Below are 23,842 nucleotides of genomic sequence, written 5' to 3' on the forward strand. Positions count from 1 at the left end.
AAACTACGAATTTGGGGGCTTAAATACGTCGGCAAGGTGGATAATCTCATGTCTTTAAGAACATTTCGAGCGACTTAATTCTCATCAAAATAAAACTACAGCATTGCCCCATCATGGACCGCTCACTGCGCTTTGCGAAGCTCACGGTGTGTCGGCCTTCACCACCTACCAAGCCCGAGACGCTAAAGCGTCCTACGGTATGGTTGGAGTACTGGCCGACTTCCCGATAGAGGATTTGTTGGGCAAGGTCCACAGCGCAGAACCCTGGCACCCGCTGCGCAGGTGCCAAGGCATCAATGGGCAGTGTCAATCTTACAGAATGCATTTGTTGCATTTAACGATGCGTACTCAATCTTGACTTGCACGCAAAAAAAGCTGCCATTCGTCGACCGCATTAATTTCGATCAACAAACAGATTCTGGCAGTAAGTAGTGATCGCCGTACTATCGCCAATAATGGGACATCCGGACCTGTTGATCGGATTGTTGCGGAAGTTCAGGTATTTCACGTAGCGTAGCTCCCTCAGGTCAGCAAGCGGCCTGAGATCGAATACCGCGTTGTTCTCGAGGTGAATCTGCTCCAGCCCAGCCGTGTATGCCAGAGGCGAGAGATCTCTCACGCGGTTGTTGTTGGCAAAGAGCACTTTAAGTGTAGGCACGTTGCCGAGAGCGACGATACTTTGCACCTGGTTGTCGCTGATGTCGAAGGATTCCAGTGCCGTCATCGACATTACGGCCGAGATGTCAGTGATTTGATTGGCTGACACATTGAGCTCAAATATTTTGCCCCACTGGTTGGGCACTGGCAGTCCCGTAATCTTGTTGTTTGATGCATAAAGTCGTTGCAGATTAGCTAGGCGTGCAATTGGCGTCAGATCGGTGACGGCATTTTGCGTGATGTCTAGCATTTCAACAGCTTCGGCAAGGCGCAGTGGACTCAGCGTCGTGATGCCGCGTTTCGATAGCTGGAGCTCTTTTTGACTCGGTAACTTGGCAAACATCGCCGCGCAGTCGGGCGTGCCAGTGCTTTTGATCAGCGCCGTGATCGTGATGCCAAGTGGCGATTTGGCGTCCTTAGCGCTGGCCTGACACATTTCCTCTGGCGTGAGCTCGGGCTGTTTTAGGCCGGCAACTTGAGAGCTGTCCTGGCTGTGTTTGGCGCGGCAGCCCGTTAAGTGAAGAGCGGCGTAGGTGACAAGCAGAGTGGTGGTAATGGTTCTCACGGCCCTGGGCTCCTTTGTGCAAAATTGATTAGTTTCCATTCTAGTTTGAACGAGTTGCCCAAGCAATCACGGCACCCAGAATGCACACGCTTAAGATTTGGCCAAGTATCAGCCGATACGCGCGTTGGTAGGAGGCGGCTTATGATCTTAGAAACCATCCCGATTGAAGTCTTTGTCGTACAAAAGTACAACGCACCAGAGGTCCAAAAGCTGGTCGAACATTGGCGCATTGAGCCAGAGACGATCATGAAGAACGTGATTGAACACTTCCGAGAACTAGGCATATTTGGGGTGCCGATGGCGCAGCAAGTGATGATGCTGGATGCGATGAGGACCTACCTACGGACGTCACCGGAAATTACGCGGATGGTAATGAAATCCGAGCAGGAAGAGGCCATCCGCGCGCGTACCAAGCACGCCGAATAGCCACGGCTCATGCGCGTGGGCGGGGCCCTGTTATGCCTCTTTGGTGTCCAGGGACAGCGCGTGGATCTCCTGGCGCATCATGTCACCGAGGGCGCGGTAGATCATCTGGTGCTGCTCGATGAGGCCTTTGCCCTTAAATTCCGCAGCCCGGACCACCAGCTGCCAATGATCGCCGCCGCCGGTAAGGTCAGTTGCTCTGATCTGGGCAGAAGGAAGCTGTTCTTTAATCTTGGCGATGATGATATCAGCCGTAGTCATAACGTTACACTCCGGTCACCGGTCTAAGGGCCTGAACTATGCCACGACTTTATCTTGCCAGCAACAACGCCCACAAGGTGCAGGAGCTCAGTGCCATGTTAGCATCGCTGGATCCGCCATGGCAGGTGGCCAGCGCGCGGGAGCTTGCACCCGAGGTGTCATGGGTCGAGGACGGAGACAGTTTCCTCGCCAATGCCAAGATCAAGGCTGCGGCGCTCAGACGCCTGACCCAAGACTGTGTTCTGGCGGATGATTCCGGACTGGTGGTCGATATTTTGGGTGGCGACCCCGGCGTGTACTCAAGCCGCTACGCGGGCCGCGAGGGTGACGACAGCGCCAATAACCAAAAGCTCCTTAAAGCCATTGCTGGGCGCCCGTCCTCTGACCTTGACGCGCGCTTTGTCTGTACGCTCTACTTTGTGGACGAAAAGGGCGAAGGTCACGCATTTACTGGGACGCTCGAGGGGCATCTCACGCATCATCCGGCTGGGGACCACGGCTTCGGTTACGACCCGATATTCGTGCCCAATAATCCGCCAGCGGGGTGGCAGGGTCGGACACTGGCCGAGATGCCGGCCGCGGTCAAGAACGCGATCAGCCACCGCGCCGCTGCCTTTCAGGCTTGGCGGCAGTGGCTGGCCACGCGTTAGCCTAAGCCGCAATCACTTAGGCTGAGCAGGCAGGTCGCGCAGTTTTAGCCGGGCATTTTTGGCAAAATCTACGTATTCACGACTCGTGTGAATCCAGCCAAAATCCTTGTGATTGAGACCTTCATTGATCTCTTTTTGGTACTTCGCTGGTTCGTTTAGGTAGCCGTTGAGGATGTAGGTGGCTGCTTCCGGGTCGTTCATCTTGGCGTGGCAGCGAGCCAGCAGCAGTACGGCTTGCCGTGCAGCATCGTCTTCATCGGCCCAAACTTGGCGTGCCTGTACCTGGTCATAGACGTACTTAAGTGGTGCAAGGGCATCACGGCACTGATCGAGGTAGCGGTAGGATTCGCCGAGCCGGTAATAACCTGTAATGTCTAAGTCGCCGTTTGCGCGCGCTTTCTCAAACTCTCGGGCGGCGACCTTAAACTTGCGACTGTTGAAGGCAGTCATGGCTTGGTTGTAAACGGCCGACTTTTTAGCTTTCACTCGGGCCTGACTCACTCCTCCAGCCTTAGCTAGTTGGGCGTTGGCCAGGGTATACGAGGTGTCGAGCAGACACGGAGCGTTGCCGCCACCTTCGCAACAGACTTGCTGCAAGGTCGCTGAGAGCCGCTTGAAGTTGGTGGACTCGCAAGTCAGCGATGTCGGTGGAGGAACGAACATGTAGACGGTTTGGCCTGCCAGGCTATTGGTCTCGGTGTTAAAGCCCTGAGCTGTGGCGCTGGAAATGAGCACCTTGGACTTCACAAAAAGGCCACGGTAGCTGTCGAACACCTGCTTTTTCCCCGCGGGGTCAAGGCCAGCGATCCAGGCATACCGCTCTTTACTGAGATCGAATACTTTCTCCGGGTCGATTTGTTTACAGCCGTTGACCTCGACGACGATGGAGCCACGGAGCAAGCCTTTACATTCTGCTCTGGCCACACCCGTGGCGAAATACGCGGCAGCGACGCCAATCCCCAGTAGACGCGGACCTAGCGGCCAGCAAGTCCGCAAGTTGCATGGACGCATGGATGCTCTCCCTTAAGCAGCAATAACCATTAACGCTTTTGCTAGCTTAGTAGAATCCTTGCCAAACGCCAAGTGCTGGCACGGCGCTAAAGTGCGCGGCCGGATGACCGATGTCCCCGGTGAACGCTTCGCTCGCGAAAGGGTAGGTCATGGCGATGCATAAACATCAAAGTTACTGGCGGATTTTGCTTGTCCTCGGGTTCACCATCGGTGGCACCGTAGCTTGCTCTGGTAGCAAGTCGGATGAGGAGGGGCTAGTCCCCAGCACGGAGGCCGATGCCGAGGGAGCGGGAGCGCCGCAAGCAGATGGCGGTGCCGCCGAAACGGCAGACGCAGCAGCCAAAGATGGCAGCGGTGAAACTGCGAGCGATACGAGTGCCGAAGCCGCAGGTTCGGCGGCGGTTACTGGTGATGCAGCCTCACCGGTACCTGCTGCAACAGCACCAGCACCGACCGGAGTATCGTCCCAGGCGATGGCGGCAACGCCACCCCCAGGTAAGGATCGCGTCGTGCGGCATGTCAAAGTAAAGCAGGCAACCTTGCGCTCTGGTCCGTCCGCCAAGGCCGAACCGGTGGGTCAGCTCTCCCGCGGGGAACGTATTATTGTCGACGTTGAAAACGGCTGGGGGCGCATTGCTGATGGCCTCTACATCAAGCTCACTGACACCGCTCCCAAACCCGTGGCCGTCAGGCGTCAACGGGCCGCGTGGATGCCACCGGCGCACTGAAAGTGTCTGACTAGGTCTTCAGGCCGTGCCTTCTTTTGTGGTAGGGTCGCCGTCGTGGCGCTAACCATGGGGAAGGGACGGAATGAGCACGGGCACAACCGAAGGCCGGCAGGACTACGATTTTCGGACAATCGAAAAAAAATGGCAGGACTATTGGGACCGACACGAGACTTTTAAGACGGTCGAGGACCCCAAAAAGCCTAAGTGCTATATCCTCGACATGTTTCCCTATCCTTCGGGTGACGGGCTCCATGTAGGACACGTCGAGGGCTATACGGCCACGGACATTTACGCGCGCTATCAGCGCATGCGTGGATTGAATGTGCTGCATCCTATGGGCTGGGACGCCTTTGGTTTGCCGGCTGAGCAGTATGCCGTTAAGACTGGGCAACATCCACGCGTCACCACCAAGAACAACACGGACCGCTTTCGGGCGCAGATCAAACGATTAGGTTTGTCCTACGACTGGTCGCGCGAGATCGACACGACGGATCCCAAGTACTACAAGTGGACACAGTGGATCTTTCGCAAGCTCTACGAGCGTGGACTTGCCTACGAGTCGTTCGAACCCGTCAACTGGTGTCCTGAGCTAGGTACCGTGCTAGCTAACGAAGAAGTCATCGACGGTAAGTCCGAGGTCGGTGGTTTTCCCGTCATCAAGAAACCGATTCGTCAATGGGTCCTGAAGATCACGGCTTATGCTGAGCGTTTGCTGCAGGATCTCGATGATCTGGATTGGCCCGACAGCCTGAAGGAAATGCAGCGTAACTGGATTGGCAAGAGCACGGGAGCGCATGTGCGCTTTGCCGTCGACGGTCATCAGGACAGTTTTGAGGTGTTCACGACGCGACCGGACACGCTGTTCGGGGCGACCTTTTGCGTCCTAGCTCCCGAGCATCCTCTGGTGGCTAAAGTTACGACGGCGACACAAAAGGCAGCCATCCAAGATTATGTCGATGGGGCTAAGTCCAAGTCCGACCTTGAGCGGACCGCGCTCGGTAAGGAAAAGACGGGTGTCTTCACGGGGGCCTACGCCGTAAATCCCGTTAACCAAGAAAAGCTGCCCGTCTATATCGCTGACTACGTCCTCATCTCGTACGGTAGTGGCGCTATCATGGCAGTGCCGGGACATGACGAGCGTGATCACGAGTTTGCCCGCAAGTTTGGGCTGCCCATTAAACGGGTGCTCACGGGTGGTCCTGAGGCCGACATTAACGTCGCCGCACACACTGGCGACGGTGAGTTGGTAAACTCGGACTTTCTAAACGGACTTAATAAGACCGAAGCCATCGCCAAGATGGTGGCATGGCTTGAGTCCCAAAAGCTTGGTCGCGGCGCCGTCACCTATAAATTGCGTGATTGGCTGTTCTCGCGGCAACGCTATTGGGGTGAGCCCTTTCCGCTCGTGCACGACAAAGACGGTAAGCCGCATTTACTCGCAGATGCCGATTTGCCGGTGACGCTACCGGATCTCGATAACTTCAAACCTGCAGGCGACGGCGAGTCACCGCTGGCTCGGGCCACCGAGTGGCTTAACTATGACAAGGGTGGCCAGACCTATCGGCGTGAGACTAACACCATGCCCCAGTGGGCGGGGTCCTGCTGGTATTACCTGCGATTTATTGATCCAAAGAACGACGACGCGCCCTGGAGTGCCGCCAAAGAGAGTTACTGGATGCCCGTCGACCTCTACGTCGGCGGTGCCGAACATGCGGTGCTGCACCTACTTTACGCGCGGTTTTGGCACAAGGTGCTCTTTGACTGCGGTCTGGTGTCGACCAAGGAACCATTTAAACGCTTGCTGCATCCGGGGATCGTACTTGGCGAAAATAACGAAAAGATGTCCAAAAGCCGCGGCAATGTGGTGAATCCTGACGATATCATCAAGGACTGGGGCGCTGATGCTCTGCGTCTTTATGAGATGTTCATGGGACCGCTGACGGCTTCTAAGCCATGGCAAACCGCGGGCATCACCGGTGTCTACCGTTTCCTCAAAAGGGTGCAACGACTCATCCTGCAAGAGAGTGGTGAGCTCAGCGAGAAGCTCAGCGATGCCCCAATGAGTGAGAGCTTTGAGCGTGCATTGCATAAAACCATCAAAAAGGTGGGCGAAGATTCGCAAGCGATGCAGTTTAACACGGCCATTGCGGCGATGATGGAGCTCGTCAATGCCGCTTACAAAGAGCCGCACTTCAGCCGCAAGGCAGCAGAGACTCTGGTCCTGCTCTTGGCGCCGTACGCTCCCCACCTCGCGGAGGAACTATGGGAGCGTCTTGGTCACCAGGCAACTCTTGCCTATGCTCCGTGGCCGCAGTTTGACGCCGCCTTAACTGCCGACGATCAGGTGACCATCTCGGTGCAAGTTTGCGGTAAGTTACGTGGGACCTTGCAGATTAGTGCGACCAGCGCTAAGGAGGATGTGCTAGCGGCAGCCAAGGCACTCGACTCAGTGCAGCGGCACATCGAGGGCAAGACGCTGGTTAAAGAGATTTTTGTACCGGGAAAAATTGTCAACTTCGTGGTGAGGTAAGTCGCGATGTATCTTTGGCTCAAATGGCTGCATGTGGTCAGTGTCATTAGCTGGATGGCTGGGATTTTATACTTGTACCGCTTGCTGATTTATCTGGCGGAGCGTGGCTCCAACGGCGAGATCAAAGACCTCCTAGTGTTGATGGCACGGCGGCTATTCAAGTACATCACGGTGCCCGCCGCCGTGGTGAGCTACGTGGCCGGACTTGGCATGGTTGCTGTCATGCCAGAGATTGCTAAGGGCCATTGGTTCGGCGCTAAATTCATTTTAGTTTTGGCTTTGACCCATTTTACGGTTAAGGCCGGATTGTTAGTTGGTAGATTTGAAAAGGGTGCTGCCAATCTTCCTACTTCAAAAAAATTGCGCTGGCTCAACGAGGCACCGACCGTACTAATGCTAGTCATTGTTTACCTGGTTCTGTTTAAGCCCTTTTGATATTTTTCAATCTGGCGTCTCTGGGCGCCAGATCCCTTATGCTTCGCTTTGTGCTACAATTAGAGAGCTTATCCCCCAAAATCACTCCTAAAACCTTCCTCAGTAGACACAAAAACATTGAAGTTTCGTAGGCGTTACCGGCGACTCCGGCGACATCATTATGACGTGCTCAAGAGCCTAGTGGCGGCGCTTATCAGCGCATCGGCCGCCCTGGCTCTCTTTGCTTACGCTTGGTTGCAGTTTGAAACTTATGCCCGGGCCCGTATCGATGCATCGATCGCTCTGGTTAGTCAGAAAATCGGTGCTCCCATAGCCATTGGTGGCGTTGAGTTTAGTCCGAGTGGAGCGAAGATCGTCGATATCCGCATCGGTGATGAATCACAGATGGTGATCAGTTCGCTCGGTGTGGAAATCAACGTCAATCCCTTGGATACAGACTTCGGTGAAATCCGCAGTGTTGCCGTCGCGGACATGCGTATCAAGACGCAAAATCAGCGTCTCGGAGCGACTTTGTCGCCAGTAAAAGGCTCGTTTAGTCTCACCGAGCGTAGCGAAGAGGCGCGGCGATTTATCGAAAAATTCTTTGCCGCCCTGCCGTCACGAGAACTCTCCATGGGCAGCGTTGGTATTACGCTACTGACGAGTGACGGCGATCCTATGCTGACTGTTCAGGGACTCAAAGTTGCGATCGAGCGCGAGCATAGTCGCGTCTTAGTACGCGTGCAGGAAGTGAAAACCCGGACAGGTCTCAGCGAAAAAGATTTACTGGCCCGATTCGAGCTCAGTCCTGATGCCAAAGATTACCGATTCTTTATCCGTCGCAAGTTAAATAGCAGTCCCAATGCTAACAATGCTTGGGACCTTACAGGCATCATGCAGAAGGATTTGAGCGCAGCGCAACTCACCTTGGACTTGCACAAGACGCCGAGCTTTATCGCTCCCTTGATAAAAGAACTCCCCTTCACGCTCGAAGAGCTCCGCGGGCGCGCCGTCGTCGATCTCCATCGCAGCGACGACACCTGGCAGTTTAACGCGCAAATGCAGAGTCAGGGCTCAACCGTTAAGATTCCCATCGTAAGTAGTACGCCCATTGGTCCCGTCTACTTCGATAGTCAGGTTGTAGGTAGTTGGGTTCCCAGTGGCAGACTGCTGACTGTCACTTCAGCCACGATCAAATTGCCCGACGCAACGACTAAAAATTACGGGCCAGAGCCTTTGCAGATTGCGCTCAACGGTAGTTGGCAGGTAGAGACTCAGTCCGAAGTTGGGCATATCATCAACGCCCATTGGCAGATTGCCCAGTCATCCTGTCAGACGGCACTGCTGGCGGCCCCACCGGGTTTACTTCCTGCACTCACGGGCTTCAAGCTGAGTGGCGATCTGGCTGCCAGCCTTGATCTTAGCGTCAAGACGCATAGTTTGGCGGAAACCTATTTCTCACTTCACGATAGTTTGTTTGGTTGTCGCGTCGACGAGGCACCGTATGCATACTCGGTCGAGAGGTTGAATGGGCCGTTCTCGCTCAAGCGTCAGGCAAGTAAAAATGCACCACCCGTATATCTTGAGGTCAATCCCAGCTCCCCGTCCTATACGGAGCTAGCGCGGATTTCGCGCTACGTGAACGCAACGTTCATCGCCTCGGAGGACGCTAGTTTCTTCCATCACAAGGGTATAGACCCTAGTGCCATCGAGAATGCGCTGCGGCGCGATCTTTCCGAGCAACGCATTGCTCTTGGGGGGTCGACCATCACCATGCAAACGGTGAAAAACCTGTTTCTGACACACGAGCGTACTTTGAGTCGCAAGCTTCAGGAGCTTTTTTTGGCGTGGCATCTAGAGCAGATCCTGTCCAAGCAGCGCATCCTCGAAATCTATGTCAACATTGTCGAACTAGGCCCCGGCATATATGGCGTGACCGAGGCATCGCGACGGTTTTTTGGCAAAGGTCCTGATGATCTCAATCTCACCGAGGCCGCCTACTTGGCTAACCTGCTGCCAAGCCCCAAAATTCGCTACCGCTACTTCTGTCAGGGGCGGATTACCGAGAACTTCCGTGACCTCGTTAATGGCCTCCTGAAACGAATGGTCAACCTGCGCCACATCACCGCTGAACGCTTCCTACAAGCCGTCGCGACCCCCATCCGATTTAATCACGATGCGCGCTTGACCGCGCCTGACTGCTCGGTCAAGACAGTGGGTGCCAGCCAGTCGGTCCCATGATAAGGTTGCCACCGAACGCCCACATTTGGGTCCCTGGTAACGGCCATGATAACGAGGACTGATTGTGAAAGGTATCCCCCTAACCCATCAAATCTACGACTACATTTTGGCACATACGCCACCCCCGCATGCGGTCTTGCCGACCTTAGCGCACGAGACCCGGACCTTACCCGGTGCTGGCATGCAGATCGCCCCGGAGCAGGGGGCCCTGATGCATCTTCTGGTCAAGATGCTGGGTGCCCGACGCATCGTTGAGGTCGGCTGCTTTACCGGCTATAGCGCCATCGCTATGGCCAGTGCTTTGCCCCCAGACGGTCGTCTGATCACTTTGGACAAGGATCCCAGTGCGACTGCAGTTGCGCAGCGCTATTTTGCCGCTGCCGGCGTTGATGACCGCGTCGAGCTCAGATTGGGCCCGGCCTTGACATCGCTTCAGGCGATGATGACGGAGTTTGGTCCTGGTAGCTTTGACATGATGTTCATCGACGCTGATAAAGCCAACAGCATGAAGTACTACGAGTGCGGGCTTGAGCTCTTGCGCACAGGTGGCCTCATTGTTTGTGATAATGCCCTGTGGGACGGGACGGTCGCCGATCCGGATAATCAGGAGCAAGCCACCAACATCCTCCGCAAGTTTAATGAGTACATTGCTAAGGATGAACGCGTTGATCGCGTGTTGATTAACATTGCGGATGGTCTCTATATCTGCCGCAAGCGCTGATTGCTGGTAGTTTTGCCTGAGATGCAGCAAGTTAGATGGGCTGACGATCCAAGTCGGCCCAGACTTGCCCGGCTACGTATTTGCCGTCTGTACTCGTCGTGACCGTGGCAGCAGCCTGCTTGACGTCGTGGGTGAAAAAGAGCATCCAGTTGTTCTTGGTGGCAATATCGTAGAGCGCGCGTTTTTCGTCAATCACGAGCTCGGCAAAGCGGTCGTAGCCCATGGTCACGGGTAGGTGAAGCCACGGAAGGCCCGGAATGAGATCGCCGCAAAAAATGACCGTCTGCTGATCGCCGCGAAACACGGTGTGCATGTGTCCTGGCGTGTGACCATCACTGAACCTAAAGCTGAGGCGGTCCGGGTAGAGGTCAGGTAACTGCGGGCCCTCGACGATGGCGAGGCGACCACTTTTTTCCAGTTTTTCGGTTAGTCCCGGGATAAACGAGGCGCGGTCTCTGGAGTGGGGCGCTTTCGCCCTCTCGAAGGCCGCCTTGCCGACGACATACCTGGCGTTGGGGAACAGCAAGTCATCGCGACCAGCCGCAATCTCCGCGAACGACGGCAGCAACCCACCAGCATGGTCGAAGTGTAGATGAGAGAGGATCACGGCATCGATAGCATCAGGGTCGATGCCACGACGCTCGAGGTTGGCCAGTAGCCTGTGATCTCGCTCAGATACACCGTAGCGCGCGGCTAATTTGGGATCAAAAAAACAGCCGATACCGGTCTCACAGAGAATTTTCTTACCGCCATGTTCGATAAGGAGCGCACGACAGGCCAGATGGATCCGCCCTAGGCTGTCGACCTCGGTCCACTTTTCCCAAAGCGGTCGCGGTGCGTTACCAAACATGGAGCCGCCGTCCAACCACTGGCTGTTGCCATCGATAGCGCTGATGAGCGTGGTCTGTCCGGTCATGTGAGGCCCAAATCTCCCTCGTTTCAAGTCGGCTTACGAATGTCGCAGAATCGCCTTTTGAGCACAAGTGCTTATTCTTTAGGCGATCCGGCTAAACCTCTTTAATGCGAGGGACTTCCGGGCGTCGAATAGGCACTTATCAACAACAACTGTGGATAAGTTTGGGACCATTACCAAGCCGTCTGGGTGGGTATTTTTTTTCTAAGGTGGAAAAAATGTTGGCAGGGAAAAACTTAAGGCTTAAAACAGATAGCCTTTTGCTGCGCGGTTCATTAGGTTGTCCGCTACTCTTCCGTCAGCTCTATATTTTAGGATCGATTTCGATGTCTCGATGGCTTGCTTTTGCGTGGGTGTCTTTGATCTCAACGATAGTCGTCACGGTATGTGCGAGTGAGACTTCGTGGGCATGGGGAGAGCGCGGTCATGACCACGTGGCGATAGTGGCCGCTCGCTTGGCGGAGCAAGAGCTGGGACCCAAATCGTCATTCACGCGTATCTTACGGGAAAAAGAGGCCATGTTGGCGCACCTAGCCAACGTTCCCGATATTGTTTGGAAGCAGCTCGATCAGGCCACCTTCGAGAGCAACTCCAATACGCATTTTATCGACCTGGAATATCTGGCGACGAAACCATCGTTTGCCACGGTACCGCGCAGCTTTAAAGACATGACGGTCGCTGTGCAAAACTTTTGTAAAACCAATAATAACAATGAGCGAGACAAGATCTGTTCGGAACTAGCTAGTCGGCGCCACGAAGCGGTGGCGAAAGCAGGATCAGCCCACTTGCGGATGAAGCAGCTACAGCTCATGATGCTATCGGCGCTGCAGACGGCAGCTCAGGCCAAGGATAAGACCACCAAGATCGATGCGGTTAATGAAGCGCTGACAGTTGGTGGCATCATGGGACACTTTGCCGGTGACTTGGCGCAGCCCATGCACACTTCGAGTGATTACGACGGGTACGATAGTGGCCACGGTGGCCTGCACGTCTATTTTGAGGGCAACCTCGTCGATGCTCAGGATCTCCAACTGATTGCGCAAGTTTACAAAGCAGCATTGCCCCGCCGTGAGCTGCGTCGGATACGCGCGGCCGTTCCCCAGGAGCTCCGTGCTAACACCGAAGATTTTGGCATGCTCTTAGCTGAAGCCGAGGCTTTCGATAGCCATCAACAAATGGATCGTCTGCGCGCTCTTGATAAAAAATTTGCTCTGATTAAACCCAGCAGTAACGAGCGCGGTATGCGCATTCCCGCTGAGCGTAAAGATGCGGCTTTGGCTGCAGCCGGTTTCAAGCCCCTGATTGTGGAGCGACTCAGCGTCGGTGCGCAAGTTCTGGCAGAACTCTGGGTGCAGACTTACAAACTCGCGGGTAGTCCAGACTTAAGCGAGTTCAAAAGCTATTTTTATCCGGTAGCGCCCAAGTTTATTCCGCCTGTCTATGTGACAGATTTCCCCTTGTAGTCGCCAGATATGTCGCCAGATATCGCGTCACAAATGATGGCGGATCTTCGACGCTTCATTGCTGCGACCGGATTGGTCGTTTATGGTTGTTTACACGCCGGTGACGCCCCTGCTAGGGATATCCTGATTGCAGCTCCGGTGAGTCTTGCCGAGGTAGTCCGGCAACTATCAGAGGATTTTACGGCCAAAACGCAAGTTAAAGTGCGGGCCAGCACTGCCGCAACATCAGCCGTCGTGCGGCAGGTCTTGCATGGGGCGCCGTTTGACGTTGTGATCACTGCTGACATTGAGTCCATGGATAGAGTGGATGGGGCAGGGCTTCTAGCGCCGGATACACGACGCCCTTTTATTGGTAACCGGTTAGCACTTATCGTTCCTCAAGTGGCGCCACAAAAACTTGGTGCGCGCGCTATTTCTGGTCAAGATGTAATACTCAAGGAGCCGCATGATCTGCTCAATGCTCAGATTAAGCGGGTTGTATTGGCCGAAGAAGCTGTGCCGGCCGGACATTACGCGCGTTTATTTCTCGCCACGACAAGTTTATTAGAGGGGGTGCGTCCCAAGATTGTCCGTGCGCCGCACGTGCGAGCCGCCTTGGCGCTCGTGGCGCGTGGCGCCGTAGACGCAGGGTTTGTCTATGCTACTGATGTGCTTGTGGCTAGCGATCAGGTAAGGGTTGTGTACACCACAGAAGATGGGGCGTCGGCCGCTATCCGCTACGAGGCAGCGGTGCTCAAAGCTAGTCAGCATCATCAAGATGGCGTGGCATTTGTCAGTTACTTGCGGTCTCCTGATGCACAGGCTCTCCTCCAGCAACGAGGATTTCGCCCCCTTTGATTGATGCTTTAGCCTCAAGTTTACTCCTAAGTTTGAAGATTGCTCTTGTAGCGATGACGCTCATCTGCGCCATCGCTACACCGTTGGCATGGGTCTTAGCCCGCACGAACTTTCGCGGTAAATTCCTCATCGAGAGTATCCTGCTCCTGCCACTCACGTTGCCGCCAGTCTCGATCGGGCTTGTACTGTTGTACCTGATGGCACCACGCGGCGTATTGGGTACTGTGTGGGCATCTCTGACAGGCCATCAACTTCTGCTCACGTGGCAGGCAGCAGCGGTGGCCGCTGGAGTGATTGCATTCCCCCTTTATCTGCGCTCTGCCATGGCGGCATTTGCATCTGTCCCACGGCGGCTAGAAATGATGGCTGAGACGCTTGGACTTGACCCTTGGGTTTGTTGGTGGCGAGTGACTTTACCTCTTGCTGCGCGCGGGCTTGCGGCGGGAGCACTGATCTCACTGGCGCGGGCGCTAGGCGAATTCGGTGCGACCACCATGGTGGGCGGTGCTATCCCCGGCGAGACGCAGACCTTAGCGGTAGGCATCTACAATAATGTGATGAATGGTGAAGAGGCGACGGCCGCGGCATTCGCTGGAGTCTCGTTTATGATCGCGCTGATGGCCACCATAGTTAGTCGTTGGTTAGGGCGTGACACAGTCACCGAGGTTTCTGACACCAAGGTGAGACTTCATGAGGTTTGAACTCGATTTCACCTACCAAGCCGGAGCAAGTCCAAACAAATTTTGTTTGCATATGACACTCTCTTGGCAGGCTAAATTTACAGGTGTTTACGGCCCGTCTGGGAGTGGCAAGAGTACCTTACTCGACGTGCTGCTCGGGCTCAAAGATCCAGCATCGCTGCGCGGTACTGTGAGGGTGGGCGAGCGATCACTTTTTGACCGCAGTACAGAGACCTGGCTCCCGCGGCAGCACCGCAACATGTCATGGGTGCCCCAAGATAGCTTGCTTTTGCCACATCTCACCGTGGCGGACAACTTGGCCATAGTTGGCGGTGGTGATACCGCAATCTCGGAGTGCGTCTCAGAACTTGGTCTTGGCGCACTAATGACGAAAAAACCATGGCAACTCTCCGGCGGCGAAAAACAGATTGTCGCCCTGGCCCGGGCCATATTGCGGTCAGGTGAGCTCATGCTGCTTGATGAGCCCTTTGCAGCACTTGATGCCATGCGGCGTAAGGAGCTATTAGCGCTACTGCAAAATCACAGCATGACCCGAGACATCAACGCCATTTACGTGAGCCACCGGGCAGACGAAATCAAACAACTATGCGACTATGTCATCGTGTTGGAGGCTGGTGTAGTCAAGTGGCACGGTCCGCAGGACTCCTGGCAGCCCTACACGGAAGCCGACAACCTGTGAGGTTAGTCTATCAATACTGGGTCTTACCTTAGATACTTGGTTAGATAATTGGCGGCAAAAATTGCCTACTGCTTAAGGTTGTCCCTCACATCTGCCGATGGCGACCTTATGGTTGCACTTGCAACTCGGGAACCAGTCATGAAGCATTCAAAAACTGCATCACGTCGCAACTCCCTCTGGTGGCAGTGGCTAGGCTCGTTTGCACTGGTCGCCCTCTGCCTCCTTGGCGGAGCCATGAGTAGCGACCGTGCGCCTTACCCAGGGGGTGGTGACGGCAGTGAATCTAGTGACGAGGGGAAGATCAGGCTGTTGCTCGCTATGGTGTGGGAGGGACGAGACCTTGCGCCGCACAACCTCACCGCGCTCACGGAGTTTCGGCGTGATTACCCCGATCTTTCGGTCGTGCACTTAATTAGTCCAGCTTATTTCACGAAACCGAAGGCGAATGCAGCGCAGATAGTGGCAGCCATCAGGTCACAGATGCAGCCCCAAGATCAGGCAGCGTTACTCCTAGGACCATGGAAATCGTTGGCCCATGCGGCACAGGTCATCTACCGTCCGGCACCAACTTTTTGGAGTCAAGAAGCTGTTCCTGGCGACTGTCAGGTGGACTGCGGCGGTGATGTTCCGCTCAACATTTACCCCGATGCTGATGTCGAAAAACTGCTAACAAAATCGCTGAAACTCTTTGATTCTCACGGTCTCGGACGACCGATCGGCCTGGCTGTGCAAGGGTGGATGGCTTCCCAAGCTGTTCATGAAGCAGCAACCAAGGCTGGTATCCAGTATGACCTGTCGGCTGTAGCTCCCGACCTTTTGGTCAGAAGGCTCCGGCACTTTCCGCTCTATGCATGGGCCAAGGCATTGTGGTCGGAAATTACACCCCACAGCCAGCCTTATGTGATCGATACGGCATCAGGTCCTCTAGTTGAGATACCGCTCAGTCTTGCGTCGGTGGATTACTTGACGCGTAAGGAGATCGACTCCTTGTTCAAGGAATACGTTGGGATTTGGCGCGAAAATCCCAGACGTGATCTGATCTTCCCGTTAGTGCTGACGCAAGAGACGGCGATGCATGCGGTGCCCTTAATGAAGAGCTCGCTCCAGGGCATTTTCGCGGCAGCTGCAGTGAGTCACGTCCCCTTGGCGGCTATGCGGCTACCAGACGAGGGTGCCATGGTATGGGACGAAAAGCTCAACAGGCCCGTCGAGAAAGTGCCACCACCCCCCTCGACGCAACCTTCAGAGTCAAAAGTTGAGACACCCGTGGCGCACTGATATGTGGCGGGACTGCTTGTGAGCGGCGCCGAGATCGGTTAGACAAGAGTAAAGTCAAACCGTTGGAGCCGCGTTTATGTTAAGGCAGATGAGAATCTTTTTGCTTACCGCCGTCACCTTGGGGCTGGGTGCATGTCGCCATAGCGAGACCGGTAGCGAAGCCAAATCAGATGGTCATGATGCAACTGCCGCGGATCCGGCTATCACGCCGCGCAAAGAAGTAAGTTATCGCGGCGAGCCTATCGATGTGGTTGATCTGCACATGCACCCGGGACGTTACGAGGACCTCGGTCCAATAGGGCGCGACTTCCTGCGTAAGACCTTGCCAGATTTTTTACCAGTCAAGCTTAAGGATCTCTCCCTAACCGTGGCGGCTAATTTTTTACTCAACCCCTACGGCAAATTTATTGGCATCAAGACCGAGTCCGAGCAGGCGGGTATTAACCGCGTCGGCCTGTTTGCGGTTTACGCTCCTATGACTTGGGGGGTGACCAGTAACGAAACGGTCATCAATTATCTTGATGACGAACGTAACTGGAATTATCGGGGCAAGCCCTATTTTTTCGGTTTAGCGAGCGTGCGCCTGCAGGAATGGGACAAGCATGAAGCCGCGCAACTTGAGGCCCTACGCCGAGCTCTCAGTCATTCGCAGATGAAGGGTATCAAGTTAGCATTTATCCATAACGAGATTCCCCTGAGTGAAACGCGCTACGATAGCATTTATGATGTGGCCCGTGAGCGTGGTGTGCCTGTATATCACCACATCGGATCGTCACCTCTACGTAAATTGAGTGACTTTGCCGCCAAGGCGGATCGAGAAAACTACATCAAAAGTTACGACCCAGCAGGTCTCGAACGGGCAATTGCCAAATATCCAGAGGTCCCTTTCATCATGGGGCATCTTGGTTACGATTTTAATCATGAAGGCTATAGTTTTAGCGAGAAGGTGTTCGAGCTTGCAGCGCGTTACAGCAATGTTTATCTCGAAATTTCCGCTTTTGGTGATAGTCTCCATGATCCCGATGGGACGGCCATGCGGTCGATGCTTGAAATCATAAAAGCTCGAGGTCTCATTCAGCGGACTATCTACGGGTCAGACGGGCCTAATGTTCCTGGGGGTACCAAGAAGTATCTAGCTGGTACGATTAAGGCTATGGAGCAGGTGGGATACACCTATGCCGAAGCCGAGGCAGTGTTGGCAAAAACCACGCGTCGCCTCTTCAGAATTTACGAGTAGGTTACTCTTGTCACGGGGCCATAAGCTCTTTAGGCAAGATCACCGTCGCCCACTCGACGATACGGAGCGGGCTCATCATCTTGCAGTGTTTGACTGCATGACTGTCTGTCCACTCAACAGTGCTGAGGCGCCAGGTGGCGCCGTCTCGGGTCCAGGTGATTGGGGTTGCTAGCCAAGTAGCGAAGTTGCCAACGCGGTGACTTGTTACTTCGATAGCGTGACTGCTCCACACTTCTTTGACCTGATCCAACGAGACGAGTTCAGGTTCAAAGGATAAATCATCACCGAGTATTTGGGTTGCGGATGCGCTGAGTGGGCTGGATCTAAGTGCTGCGAGTGCCTGATTTATGGCAGCAACGTTAGCTGCGGCACAGCTTTGGTGGTCGTTATCGACTAACTTTATCCGCGATGCGAGGCTGATATCTTTTACTGCCAGTAATTTACAACCGACCGACTGGGGCGCGAGGTAGCGATTTAGGGAGATATCAAACGGATCCGGTGGATATTCGAGGTAAGTAGGCACTGTGATACGCGTTCGGCCATCAGTTGTCTTCTGCAACTGGGGTTTACTGGCCAAAAAGAGCGGAAATTCTGCGTGGCGATCGTAAACCTTAGGTACGGCACTCAGTAATTCTTGTAGTCCTAGGCCTGCCATCTGCGCCGTAGCACACAGTGAGTCATGACTTTGCCATGTGGTAATGAAAGGTAGGAGGGCGCGTCTGGTAAACATCGATCGCTCGATGAGCCTAGTGCGCGCGTCAACCGCGGCGTCATCTTGAGCCGTCACAAAGTCGACTATGTCACGCGCTACCTGCATCTGCGTCGCAGTCAAGGAGGTCGTCGCTGGCAAATCCTCAGACACGGTACTGCCATCGGCAAACTGCATGTGGTTTGCTCCTGGCAGGTAGAATAATGCCTTGTCCTGGACTTTAGTGTCCGGATGCAAATGCAGGAGTTCGCGCGCTAGGGTATTAATCGGGGTGTGGCCGTCTAGGTCCCCGATCAGCATCAGTGTGGGTAGCGTGTAACTCTTCAGTGACCCGCCAAATATCACGGCGTTTGGTATGTAGCTACCGAGCAGAATGAGTCCACCAAGATGGGCCTTTGCAGCTTCAGCGTGCCCCATAATCCCGCCGTCGGAATGACCGACAAGAAAAACGCGCCTGGCACTATTCACCATGCCTAGGTCGCTGAGCCAGTCGATCAGCGCGGAGATGCGTTTTGGGGCTTCCAGGGGATTGGGTAAATTGGCGCTAAACTTGGCTGCAACGACTGCAATTTTACCACCAGATGTTTCGGATACGGCACTGGCCAGCGAGCTGTAGGCCTCAGGTGCTACCTTACCGCCCGGAAAAATTAACAAAACCTGATCGGCCGTCGGTTCGACGGTCGATAGCGCGACGAGTCCGCTCGGTGGTACGGTGCCGCGGCAAGGCGTGCTTACGGTCGTAAATGCCCACACAGTCACGGCCAAAATGAGTTTTTGGTGCGGTTTATTCTTCATGAGATTCAGTGTGTTATAGGTTTTTCTTAAGTTCGGGCGGCGAACTTCCGACATTGCAGTTAACACGGGAGTAGCGCATGAGCCTAGTTAAAAACATTTTGTTTACTATTGCTGCCACGTCTTGCGCTCTGGGCCTAGTCGGGTGTTCGGCAGAAGATGCACCGAAACCGCCGAAACCAAAGTCCGCAACCTTCAGTTCCGGCTCAGGAAAAGGCATAAGCGGAGGTACCGTTTCGGGTGCGGATGCCAAGGGTAACCCGGCGGAGGCCATTGGTGGCGAGGGATCTCTGACTGACGTCAGCAGCGCAGTGGACAACAGTGCCGACGAGGCAGCTTTCATGCAAATCATGAAGGATTGCGGCTTCCCCGAGGGCAAAATGCCTGAGCCGACTAAGGTGCTCTTTCAAAAAACGATGCGCTCGCTGCCTGTAACAATTCGCGGGAGCAAGGCCGTCCCAGCCAGTGCTCTGCCGGGTGGTGCGGGTCCCTTAGGGGGATTTATCGCAGCGCGTATACCTCCAGCCGTCTACACTGCGGTAGTGCGGAGCACGGCAACTGTATCCGCAACTATGGCCGGCACCAAGCAATCCGTCCGGACTGGTCTGGAGTCGTTCAATGTGTCCATTCCGAACTTTCCGTTTCAGCCTCCGGCTGATGCGGGCCGTGCTGATGCACAAAAGGAAGTCGAGGCCAACAACAGTGACGCCACCGCAGTGGGTCCGAGTGAAGAGTTGCGTGGTGAGCTGATTGGCCAGCAGGGCCCATGGCGCGGTATCATCTGTACGGTGACGCCAACGCAGACCCTTACCGTAAGTAAGCCCGGTGCCAATAAGACAGTTAGTTTCAATCCTCCGTTGCCAGGTGGCATCTGGATGAAGTCATCACCTAAACGGTTTCAAGAAGAGATTGGCGAGGGCAAATCCTTCACCGTTGTGGCCACTGTCACAGCTTCGCAAGACCCACTGATGGCGACAGGCAGCAAGGTTGGGGGTACCGTCACCGTGAAACCCGTCTCAGGTCAGCTCGGCGAACTTAGTGTCAATGCTGATATTGCTTACGAAATCCGGACAAATTTTGGCGACAAGACGGTCGCGCTGGGACTGACGCCGGTGCAGACTTTTTATGTGACATCGAACACCCAGGATCTTCGTGCTATTGTGCTGGAGACTGGCGTACAGCAGATACCGCGTTTGGTGATGGCGCCGGCGCAGTGAAGCGGTTTTCCTAAAGCTTAATTTGGTGAGCGATCCATGTATGTAGATGTGCATACGCATCTGACGCATGAGCAGTTTGCGACTGATTGGCAGCTTGTAGTGCAACGGGCCGAGGCCGCGGGACTCAAAGCGATCGTCGTCAATGGTCTTGACCCTGACTCAAATCGGCTGATCCTTCAGATGGCTGAGCAGTACGACGTGATTAAGCCGGCACTGGGGATTTATCCAGTCGATGCGGTATGTCATCTGCTACCTGCCGATTTTAAACTAACGGTAGCCCGGTTTGACGTCGATGCTGAGATAGATTTTATCGATGCCGCCGCTGCTGCGGGCAAGATAGCGGCGGTAGGTGAGTGTGGGCTGGATGGCTATTGGCTCGATGCGCGTACCTATGCCGCGCAAGAGCGCGTCTTCGGGCGCTTGATCGATGTGGCCATGCGCCATGATTTGCCGCTGATTATTCACACACGTAAGCTCGAACAACGCGCTGCCGATATCCTCAAGGAGCGGCGGGTGACCAAGGTTAACTTCCACTGTTTTGGTGGGAGGACCAGACTCGCGCAGGAATGTGCTGAGACTCATGGCTGGTATTTTTCCATTCCCGCCAATGCTACCGTCAATGAGGCCTTTCGCAAGATGCTTAAGACGCTACCACCGGAGCGTATCCTGACGGAAACTGATGCTCCCTATTTGCCACCACGTAAGGGGGAGCGGAACGAGCCTAGTGCGGTCGTAGGCACGATTGAGATCCTGGCTGCTCTGAGATCCTGGACTGTCGCGAAAGCCACCGAACAGGTCTGGTCAAACTACTCTGACCTGTTCGGCGCCAAATGGACTTAAAGATTTAGATGTGGAGTCGAGCCTGTGACTCGCCGCGGGCGCATTCCGCCGCTGTCATATGGAGACGGAAGTTATTTAGATCTATCCACGCGCTTTGATGGTCGCGAATAGAGATGGTGTTGTCGGCGTAAAGAGTCGCACAGAAGAGTTTAGCTGCAGGTGTTTCACTCGGTTCCTGATTTTGCGCCAGTTTACTCTCGAGAAGGAAACGAACAGCACGCTGCAATCTTAACTGATACTCGCCAGCTGGTAGATCATCGATACTGAATTGACCATCAGCACGAACGCTACCAGAGCGAGCCACTTGACCTGATAAGTCATAACGGAATCCGCTGACAAAACTGTCATTATCAAGGGGCGTGATCAGGGTCATCGCGTACCCGCCTGTGCCCTGCGTGACGATTTGTCCCTGACTTTCGACCTGGATGAGTTCGCCTAGACGTGACTCCAAATCATCGGCATTGAAAAACTCGTGACCATCGACGAGGAATCCCTGCATGGCTCCGACATGGCCGTTGAGGCAGCCGCGGCCGAGGGCAAACCGACATCCATGGAGCCCAACGGTATCGACAGCGCTGGTGAGTCGCCGATTCGGGTAGGTTTCATCTTTGGTAACGTCAACTGAGCAACCAGTAACGATCGATAACCATGCTAGGTTAGCGACTAGCAGTCTTACTAACTTCATGCTGCACCTCCGTAATGGGCTTATGAAGAGGGTTCCATAGCGCATTACTAAAGCAGCCTTAAGCCAGAGTTGCAACTCCAATGAGTTGCACCTAGGCCATGAGCCTCAACATGTTCACCGCGTTGCAGTAGAGCCAGACCCAGCGGACATCGAGAGTGGGGTGAGCTCACCCTCGGGCAAATAACCGGCGATGACGTCGAGCTGTGGATTGCCGAATTTGTCGCGGAACCTCTGGCGCGCAACGCCTACGAGCACATCGATGGAGCGCTCTTGCTCCTCGAGCTTACCGCTGAGCGTCAAGCTGCCGCGGTCCTCTTCGAGCTGGCCATAAGGTCCGAATCGCTCCGCAATACGCAGCTGGACCTCGTAATGTCCCGTCTGTTTGGTCCACTTGGTAGGAACCGTTTCGATATGCCAATCGCCCAGGTAAAAATGATTGGGCTCGTTCAGCCGTGCCTTGAGCGTGTGGCGCATAGCTCCAGCTTGGAGGTAACGGGAGTCGATTTTACCGTTTAGCTGGCGTGTTATGATTTTCTTGTAGGGTATCAGTTTAAGGCCAATACGCACGCGACGCGGCTTCGGTGCTGCGGGGGCTTCGGCGCTGATAGCGAGGGGTTCTGCCGCTTGCCAGTGGGTATTAGACCCGGGTACTGCGGTGCCCATCATGCCAGCGATTTCGGCTCGGACTTGCCCCCCGAGACTAAGGGCGATTATGATCAAACCACATCTAACGATTAAGGGAATAAAGGCGATTGAGTCGATGCGTTGGAACATAGGTTGGCCTTTAGTAGGTGCAAAGTGATGGGGCCGAGCGGCGGACGATGACGGATGGGTGCGGCGTGGATCCTTCTCATATGATACCTGAATTACAGGCTAATGCGACAGTTGACCTGGCACGCGTAGCGGCCGAAGCCAATGCTCGAGCAGGCGCAACAAACGGACTTAGGCCGTTCTTTATCGCCTTTTTTGGTGTCATTTTCCCCATCTTCTGGGTGGTGATGACCTTGCCGTCGATGCTGCCTTTTCAAGCCCTGAACCGAACCAAGCAGTTTCTGAAAGAGGACGCCGGCGCGCTACAGCTTTTTTTTGGTAAGTATGACAAGACGCCTGATAATCTCAACGTATTGCGCTCGTTTGCGGCTGGTTTTAGCTTGCCATTCGAGGTGTACGACCCCTTTGGTGAGCGCATCGACTTCATCCGACTTGATGACCGCCATTTTATCATTCGCTCTTTCGGTACCGATCAGGTGCAGAACAATCTCAACAGTGCCATCGATATCGCCATTGTCAGTTGGGGGGAGAAGGCAGGAGATCCTCTCGCCTATGCCTATCCGAGCTTACCGAAGCCGGAATACTACCCGGCGGCCCTGCTGCCAGGTGCGGAGTCGTCGAGTCGCCAGCTGATGGCCAAGCTTTTTGCTGACCCTGTCAGTCGCGCTAGACGTCTCGCGGTGCGTCACCTTAAGCGAGACGGCCTTTATATGGTGGCACCTCACGACGGTGTCGAAGAGTTCTTTTGGCTCCCCGGTAGTGACCGCTTGGTCTATAGCGCTACTGGTAGTACCCGTTACCGCGACGGTCTGTACCTCTGGAATCTAAACACGGATACCGTGGTAAACCTGCTGGAGAAGGTTCGTGCACCAACCCTGCGCGGCATCGCTCAGGGGGCCGACGCTTATTGGTTGGCCTTGGCTGGGGTGAGTGAAAAAGGCCCCGTGGTCTATTTTTACCTACGTCCACGCCACGCGGGCGGGCTATCGCCGGTAGAGTTTTTTGACAAGGCTAGTATCGTTGCCATTGCCGTGCCCGAGAAGGGCAAGCCCAGGCTGGCGAATTATGAAGAGTTCCCCAACGCTGCTGCAATGGGACCGGTTGGTACGGCCTTTATTCAGAGGTCGAGTCTTAAAGGGCGTGGCACCAGCCTGCAACAGGACTGGTTAGAGCTGACCGCTAGTAACGACTTGGAGCAGCTTTTAACCTCTTGGCATGACATTTCAGAAGAGTCCGCAGGTACTTCTCTCTATCCCTACAGCCTGTGGATGCTGTCAAACCTCTACGGAGAGTCTGCCACGAGCGGGGCAGCAATTGGTGTGCGCGAGCGTGAGGTTTTACGCTCCTACGGTACTGAAGTGGCGCGGGCCTTGATCAATTATCCTTTGGCCCCGTCGTATCTAAAAGGGTTAGCATTATTTAATTACGAAGAGCTCATGGCAGGTCGTCCGTTGCCCTACAAATTTGCAATGAAGCACGGCAAGGCCACACCTTAAGGTGGCAGATGGCGCACTAATGA

Annotated in this window: 23 protein-coding genes; 16 read left to right on the plus strand and 7 right to left on the minus strand. The window is 54.7% G+C overall.

Going from position 1 to position 23,842, the window contains the following annotated elements; translation table 11 throughout:
* Positions 1-394 precede the first annotated feature (394 nt).
* Positions 395-1,222: a hypothetical protein gene (locus FJ146_11355; protein ID MBM4252558.1), complete on the minus strand. Its 828-nt coding sequence runs from the start codon at positions 1,220-1,222 to the stop codon at positions 395-397.
* Positions 1,223-1,363: 141 nt separating this feature from the next.
* On the opposite strand from FJ146_11355, the gene FJ146_11360 reads away from it, so the two are divergent.
* On the plus strand, positions 1,364-1,648 hold the full coding sequence (locus FJ146_11360) for a hypothetical protein (GenBank protein ID MBM4252559.1): 285 nt from the start codon (positions 1,364-1,366) through the stop codon (positions 1,646-1,648).
* Between the two features lie 30 nt (positions 1,649-1,678).
* Here FJ146_11360 and FJ146_11365 read toward each other — a convergent pair whose 3' ends face one another.
* Positions 1,679-1,906: a BolA family transcriptional regulator gene (locus FJ146_11365; GenBank protein MBM4252560.1), complete on the minus strand. Its 228-nt coding sequence runs from the start codon at positions 1,904-1,906 to the stop codon at positions 1,679-1,681.
* 38 nt (positions 1,907-1,944) lie between these two features.
* Here FJ146_11365 and rdgB point away from each other — a divergent pair, with 38 nt between their 5' ends.
* On the plus strand, positions 1,945-2,556 hold the full coding sequence (rdgB, locus tag FJ146_11370) for an RdgB/HAM1 family non-canonical purine NTP pyrophosphatase (GenBank protein ID MBM4252561.1): 612 nt from the start codon (positions 1,945-1,947) through the stop codon (positions 2,554-2,556).
* 12 nt (positions 2,557-2,568) lie between these two features.
* Here the strand turns inward: rdgB and FJ146_11375 are convergent, their stop codons facing one another.
* A complete protein-coding gene (locus tag FJ146_11375; GenBank protein ID MBM4252562.1) occupies positions 2,569-3,567 on the minus strand; it encodes a hypothetical protein in 999 nt (332 codons plus the stop codon).
* Positions 3,568-3,716: 149 nt separating this feature from the next.
* On the opposite strand from FJ146_11375, the gene FJ146_11380 reads away from it, so the two are divergent.
* The 5 genes from FJ146_11380 (at position 3,717) to FJ146_11400 (ending at position 10,201) form a co-directional block, all read left to right on the plus strand.
* Positions 3,717-4,295 carry an SH3 domain-containing protein gene (locus FJ146_11380; protein ID MBM4252563.1) on the plus strand — a complete coding sequence of 193 codons (579 nt, stop codon included), beginning with the start codon at positions 3,717-3,719 and terminating at the stop codon, positions 4,293-4,295.
* Between the two features lie 82 nt (positions 4,296-4,377).
* Positions 4,378-6,825, plus strand: a complete 2,448-nt coding sequence (locus FJ146_11385; protein MBM4252564.1) for a leucine--tRNA ligase — start codon at positions 4,378-4,380, stop codon at positions 6,823-6,825.
* A 6-nt stretch (positions 6,826-6,831) separates the two neighbouring features.
* Entirely contained in the window at positions 6,832-7,260 is a 429-nt protein-coding gene (locus FJ146_11390; protein MBM4252565.1) for a TIGR00701 family protein, read from the plus strand.
* 165 nt (positions 7,261-7,425) lie between these two features.
* Positions 7,426-9,480 (plus strand): hypothetical protein, encoded by a 2,055-nt coding sequence (locus FJ146_11395; GenBank protein ID MBM4252566.1) that lies wholly within the window; start codon positions 7,426-7,428, stop codon positions 9,478-9,480.
* Positions 9,481-9,538: 58 nt separating this feature from the next.
* On the plus strand, positions 9,539-10,201 hold the full coding sequence (locus FJ146_11400) for a methyltransferase domain-containing protein (GenBank protein ID MBM4252567.1): 663 nt from the start codon (positions 9,539-9,541) through the stop codon (positions 10,199-10,201).
* Between the two features lie 31 nt (positions 10,202-10,232).
* Here FJ146_11400 and FJ146_11405 read toward each other — a convergent pair whose 3' ends face one another.
* Entirely contained in the window at positions 10,233-11,117 is an 885-nt protein-coding gene (locus tag FJ146_11405; GenBank protein ID MBM4252568.1) for an MBL fold metallo-hydrolase, read from the minus strand.
* A gap of 104 nt (positions 11,118-11,221) precedes the next feature.
* On the opposite strand from FJ146_11405, the gene FJ146_11410 reads away from it, so the two are divergent.
* From FJ146_11410 to FJ146_11435, 6 genes are all read left to right on the plus strand, one after another.
* Entirely contained in the window at positions 11,222-12,577 is a 1,356-nt protein-coding gene (locus FJ146_11410; GenBank protein ID MBM4252569.1) for a hypothetical protein, read from the plus strand.
* Positions 12,578-12,586: 9 nt separating this feature from the next.
* Complete coding sequence (modA, locus tag FJ146_11415; protein ID MBM4252570.1) at positions 12,587-13,414, plus strand: molybdate ABC transporter substrate-binding protein; 828 nt, start codon at positions 12,587-12,589, stop codon at positions 13,412-13,414.
* Positions 13,411-14,115 carry a molybdate ABC transporter permease subunit gene (gene modB, locus FJ146_11420; protein ID MBM4252571.1) on the plus strand — a complete coding sequence of 235 codons (705 nt, stop codon included), beginning with the start codon at positions 13,411-13,413 and terminating at the stop codon, positions 14,113-14,115. The genes modA and modB overlap by 4 nt, the downstream gene beginning before the upstream one ends.
* Positions 14,105-14,794: an ATP-binding cassette domain-containing protein gene (locus tag FJ146_11425; protein ID MBM4252572.1), complete on the plus strand. Its 690-nt coding sequence runs from the start codon at positions 14,105-14,107 to the stop codon at positions 14,792-14,794. The genes modB and FJ146_11425 overlap by 11 nt, the downstream gene beginning before the upstream one ends.
* A gap of 138 nt (positions 14,795-14,932) precedes the next feature.
* Complete coding sequence (locus FJ146_11430; protein ID MBM4252573.1) at positions 14,933-16,072, plus strand: hypothetical protein; 1,140 nt, start codon at positions 14,933-14,935, stop codon at positions 16,070-16,072.
* A gap of 76 nt (positions 16,073-16,148) precedes the next feature.
* Complete coding sequence (locus FJ146_11435; protein MBM4252574.1) at positions 16,149-17,309, plus strand: amidohydrolase; 1,161 nt, start codon at positions 16,149-16,151, stop codon at positions 17,307-17,309.
* 10 nt (positions 17,310-17,319) lie between these two features.
* Here FJ146_11435 and FJ146_11440 read toward each other — a convergent pair whose 3' ends face one another.
* Positions 17,320-18,867 carry a hypothetical protein gene (locus tag FJ146_11440; protein MBM4252575.1) on the minus strand — a complete coding sequence of 516 codons (1,548 nt, stop codon included), beginning with the start codon at positions 18,865-18,867 and terminating at the stop codon, positions 17,320-17,322.
* Positions 18,868-18,890: 23 nt separating this feature from the next.
* Between FJ146_11440 and FJ146_11445 the strand changes: the two genes are divergently transcribed.
* Both FJ146_11445 and FJ146_11450 read left to right on the plus strand, forming a co-directional pair.
* Positions 18,891-20,027, plus strand: a complete 1,137-nt coding sequence (locus FJ146_11445) for a hypothetical protein (protein ID MBM4252576.1) — start codon at positions 18,891-18,893, stop codon at positions 20,025-20,027.
* Positions 20,028-20,063: 36 nt separating this feature from the next.
* Entirely contained in the window at positions 20,064-20,867 is an 804-nt protein-coding gene (locus FJ146_11450; protein ID MBM4252577.1) for a TatD family deoxyribonuclease, read from the plus strand.
* Positions 20,868-20,871: 4 nt separating this feature from the next.
* Here the strand turns inward: FJ146_11450 and FJ146_11455 are convergent, their stop codons facing one another.
* Positions 20,872-21,552 carry a hypothetical protein gene (locus FJ146_11455; protein MBM4252578.1) on the minus strand — a complete coding sequence of 227 codons (681 nt, stop codon included), beginning with the start codon at positions 21,550-21,552 and terminating at the stop codon, positions 20,872-20,874.
* Between the two features lie 114 nt (positions 21,553-21,666).
* A complete protein-coding gene (locus FJ146_11460; GenBank protein ID MBM4252579.1) occupies positions 21,667-22,272 on the minus strand; it encodes a hypothetical protein in 606 nt (201 codons plus the stop codon).
* Positions 22,273-22,406: 134 nt separating this feature from the next.
* Between FJ146_11460 and FJ146_11465 the strand changes: the two genes are divergently transcribed.
* Entirely contained in the window at positions 22,407-23,819 is a 1,413-nt protein-coding gene (locus FJ146_11465) for a hypothetical protein (GenBank protein MBM4252580.1), read from the plus strand.
* Positions 23,820-23,842: the final 23 nt, after the last annotated feature.

This window comes from Deltaproteobacteria bacterium, assembly GCA_016874735.1.
Lineage (GTDB): Bacteria > Bdellovibrionota_B > Oligoflexia > Oligoflexales > CAIYRB01 > CAIYRB01.

Excerpts from the sequence above, each read along its gene's own strand:
- FJ146_11455 (MBM4252578.1), bottom strand. The coding sequence starts at position 21,552 with ATGAAGTTAGTAAGACTGCTAGTCGCTAACCTAGCATGGTTATCGATC.
- FJ146_11390 (MBM4252565.1), top strand. The coding sequence starts at position 6,832 with ATGTATCTTTGGCTCAAATGGCTGCATGTGGTCAGTGTCATTAGCTGG.
- FJ146_11430 (MBM4252573.1), top strand. The coding sequence starts at position 14,933 with ATGAAGCATTCAAAAACTGCATCACGTCGCAACTCCCTCTGGTGGCAG.
- FJ146_11360 (MBM4252559.1), top strand. The coding sequence starts at position 1,364 with ATGATCTTAGAAACCATCCCGATTGAAGTCTTTGTCGTACAAAAGTAC.
- FJ146_11410 (MBM4252569.1), top strand. The coding sequence starts at position 11,222 with ATGCGAGGGACTTCCGGGCGTCGAATAGGCACTTATCAACAACAACTG.
- FJ146_11435 (MBM4252574.1), top strand. The coding sequence starts at position 16,149 with ATGTTAAGGCAGATGAGAATCTTTTTGCTTACCGCCGTCACCTTGGGG.
- FJ146_11385 (MBM4252564.1), top strand. The coding sequence starts at position 4,378 with ATGAGCACGGGCACAACCGAAGGCCGGCAGGACTACGATTTTCGGACA.
- FJ146_11425 (MBM4252572.1), top strand. The coding sequence starts at position 14,105 with ATGAGGTTTGAACTCGATTTCACCTACCAAGCCGGAGCAAGTCCAAAC.
- rdgB (MBM4252561.1), top strand. The coding sequence starts at position 1,945 with ATGCCACGACTTTATCTTGCCAGCAACAACGCCCACAAGGTGCAGGAG.
- FJ146_11365 (MBM4252560.1), bottom strand. The coding sequence starts at position 1,906 with ATGACTACGGCTGATATCATCATCGCCAAGATTAAAGAACAGCTTCCT.
- FJ146_11375 (MBM4252562.1), bottom strand. The coding sequence starts at position 3,567 with ATGCGTCCATGCAACTTGCGGACTTGCTGGCCGCTAGGTCCGCGTCTA.
- FJ146_11450 (MBM4252577.1), top strand. The coding sequence starts at position 20,064 with ATGTATGTAGATGTGCATACGCATCTGACGCATGAGCAGTTTGCGACT.
- modA (MBM4252570.1), top strand. The coding sequence starts at position 12,587 with ATGTCGCCAGATATCGCGTCACAAATGATGGCGGATCTTCGACGCTTC.
- FJ146_11405 (MBM4252568.1), bottom strand. The coding sequence starts at position 11,117 with ATGACCGGACAGACCACGCTCATCAGCGCTATCGATGGCAACAGCCAG.
- FJ146_11445 (MBM4252576.1), top strand. The coding sequence starts at position 18,891 with ATGAGCCTAGTTAAAAACATTTTGTTTACTATTGCTGCCACGTCTTGC.
- FJ146_11440 (MBM4252575.1), bottom strand. The coding sequence starts at position 18,867 with ATGTCGGAAGTTCGCCGCCCGAACTTAAGAAAAACCTATAACACACTG.
- FJ146_11380 (MBM4252563.1), top strand. The coding sequence starts at position 3,717 with ATGGCGATGCATAAACATCAAAGTTACTGGCGGATTTTGCTTGTCCTC.
- FJ146_11465 (MBM4252580.1), top strand. The coding sequence starts at position 22,407 with ATGATACCTGAATTACAGGCTAATGCGACAGTTGACCTGGCACGCGTA.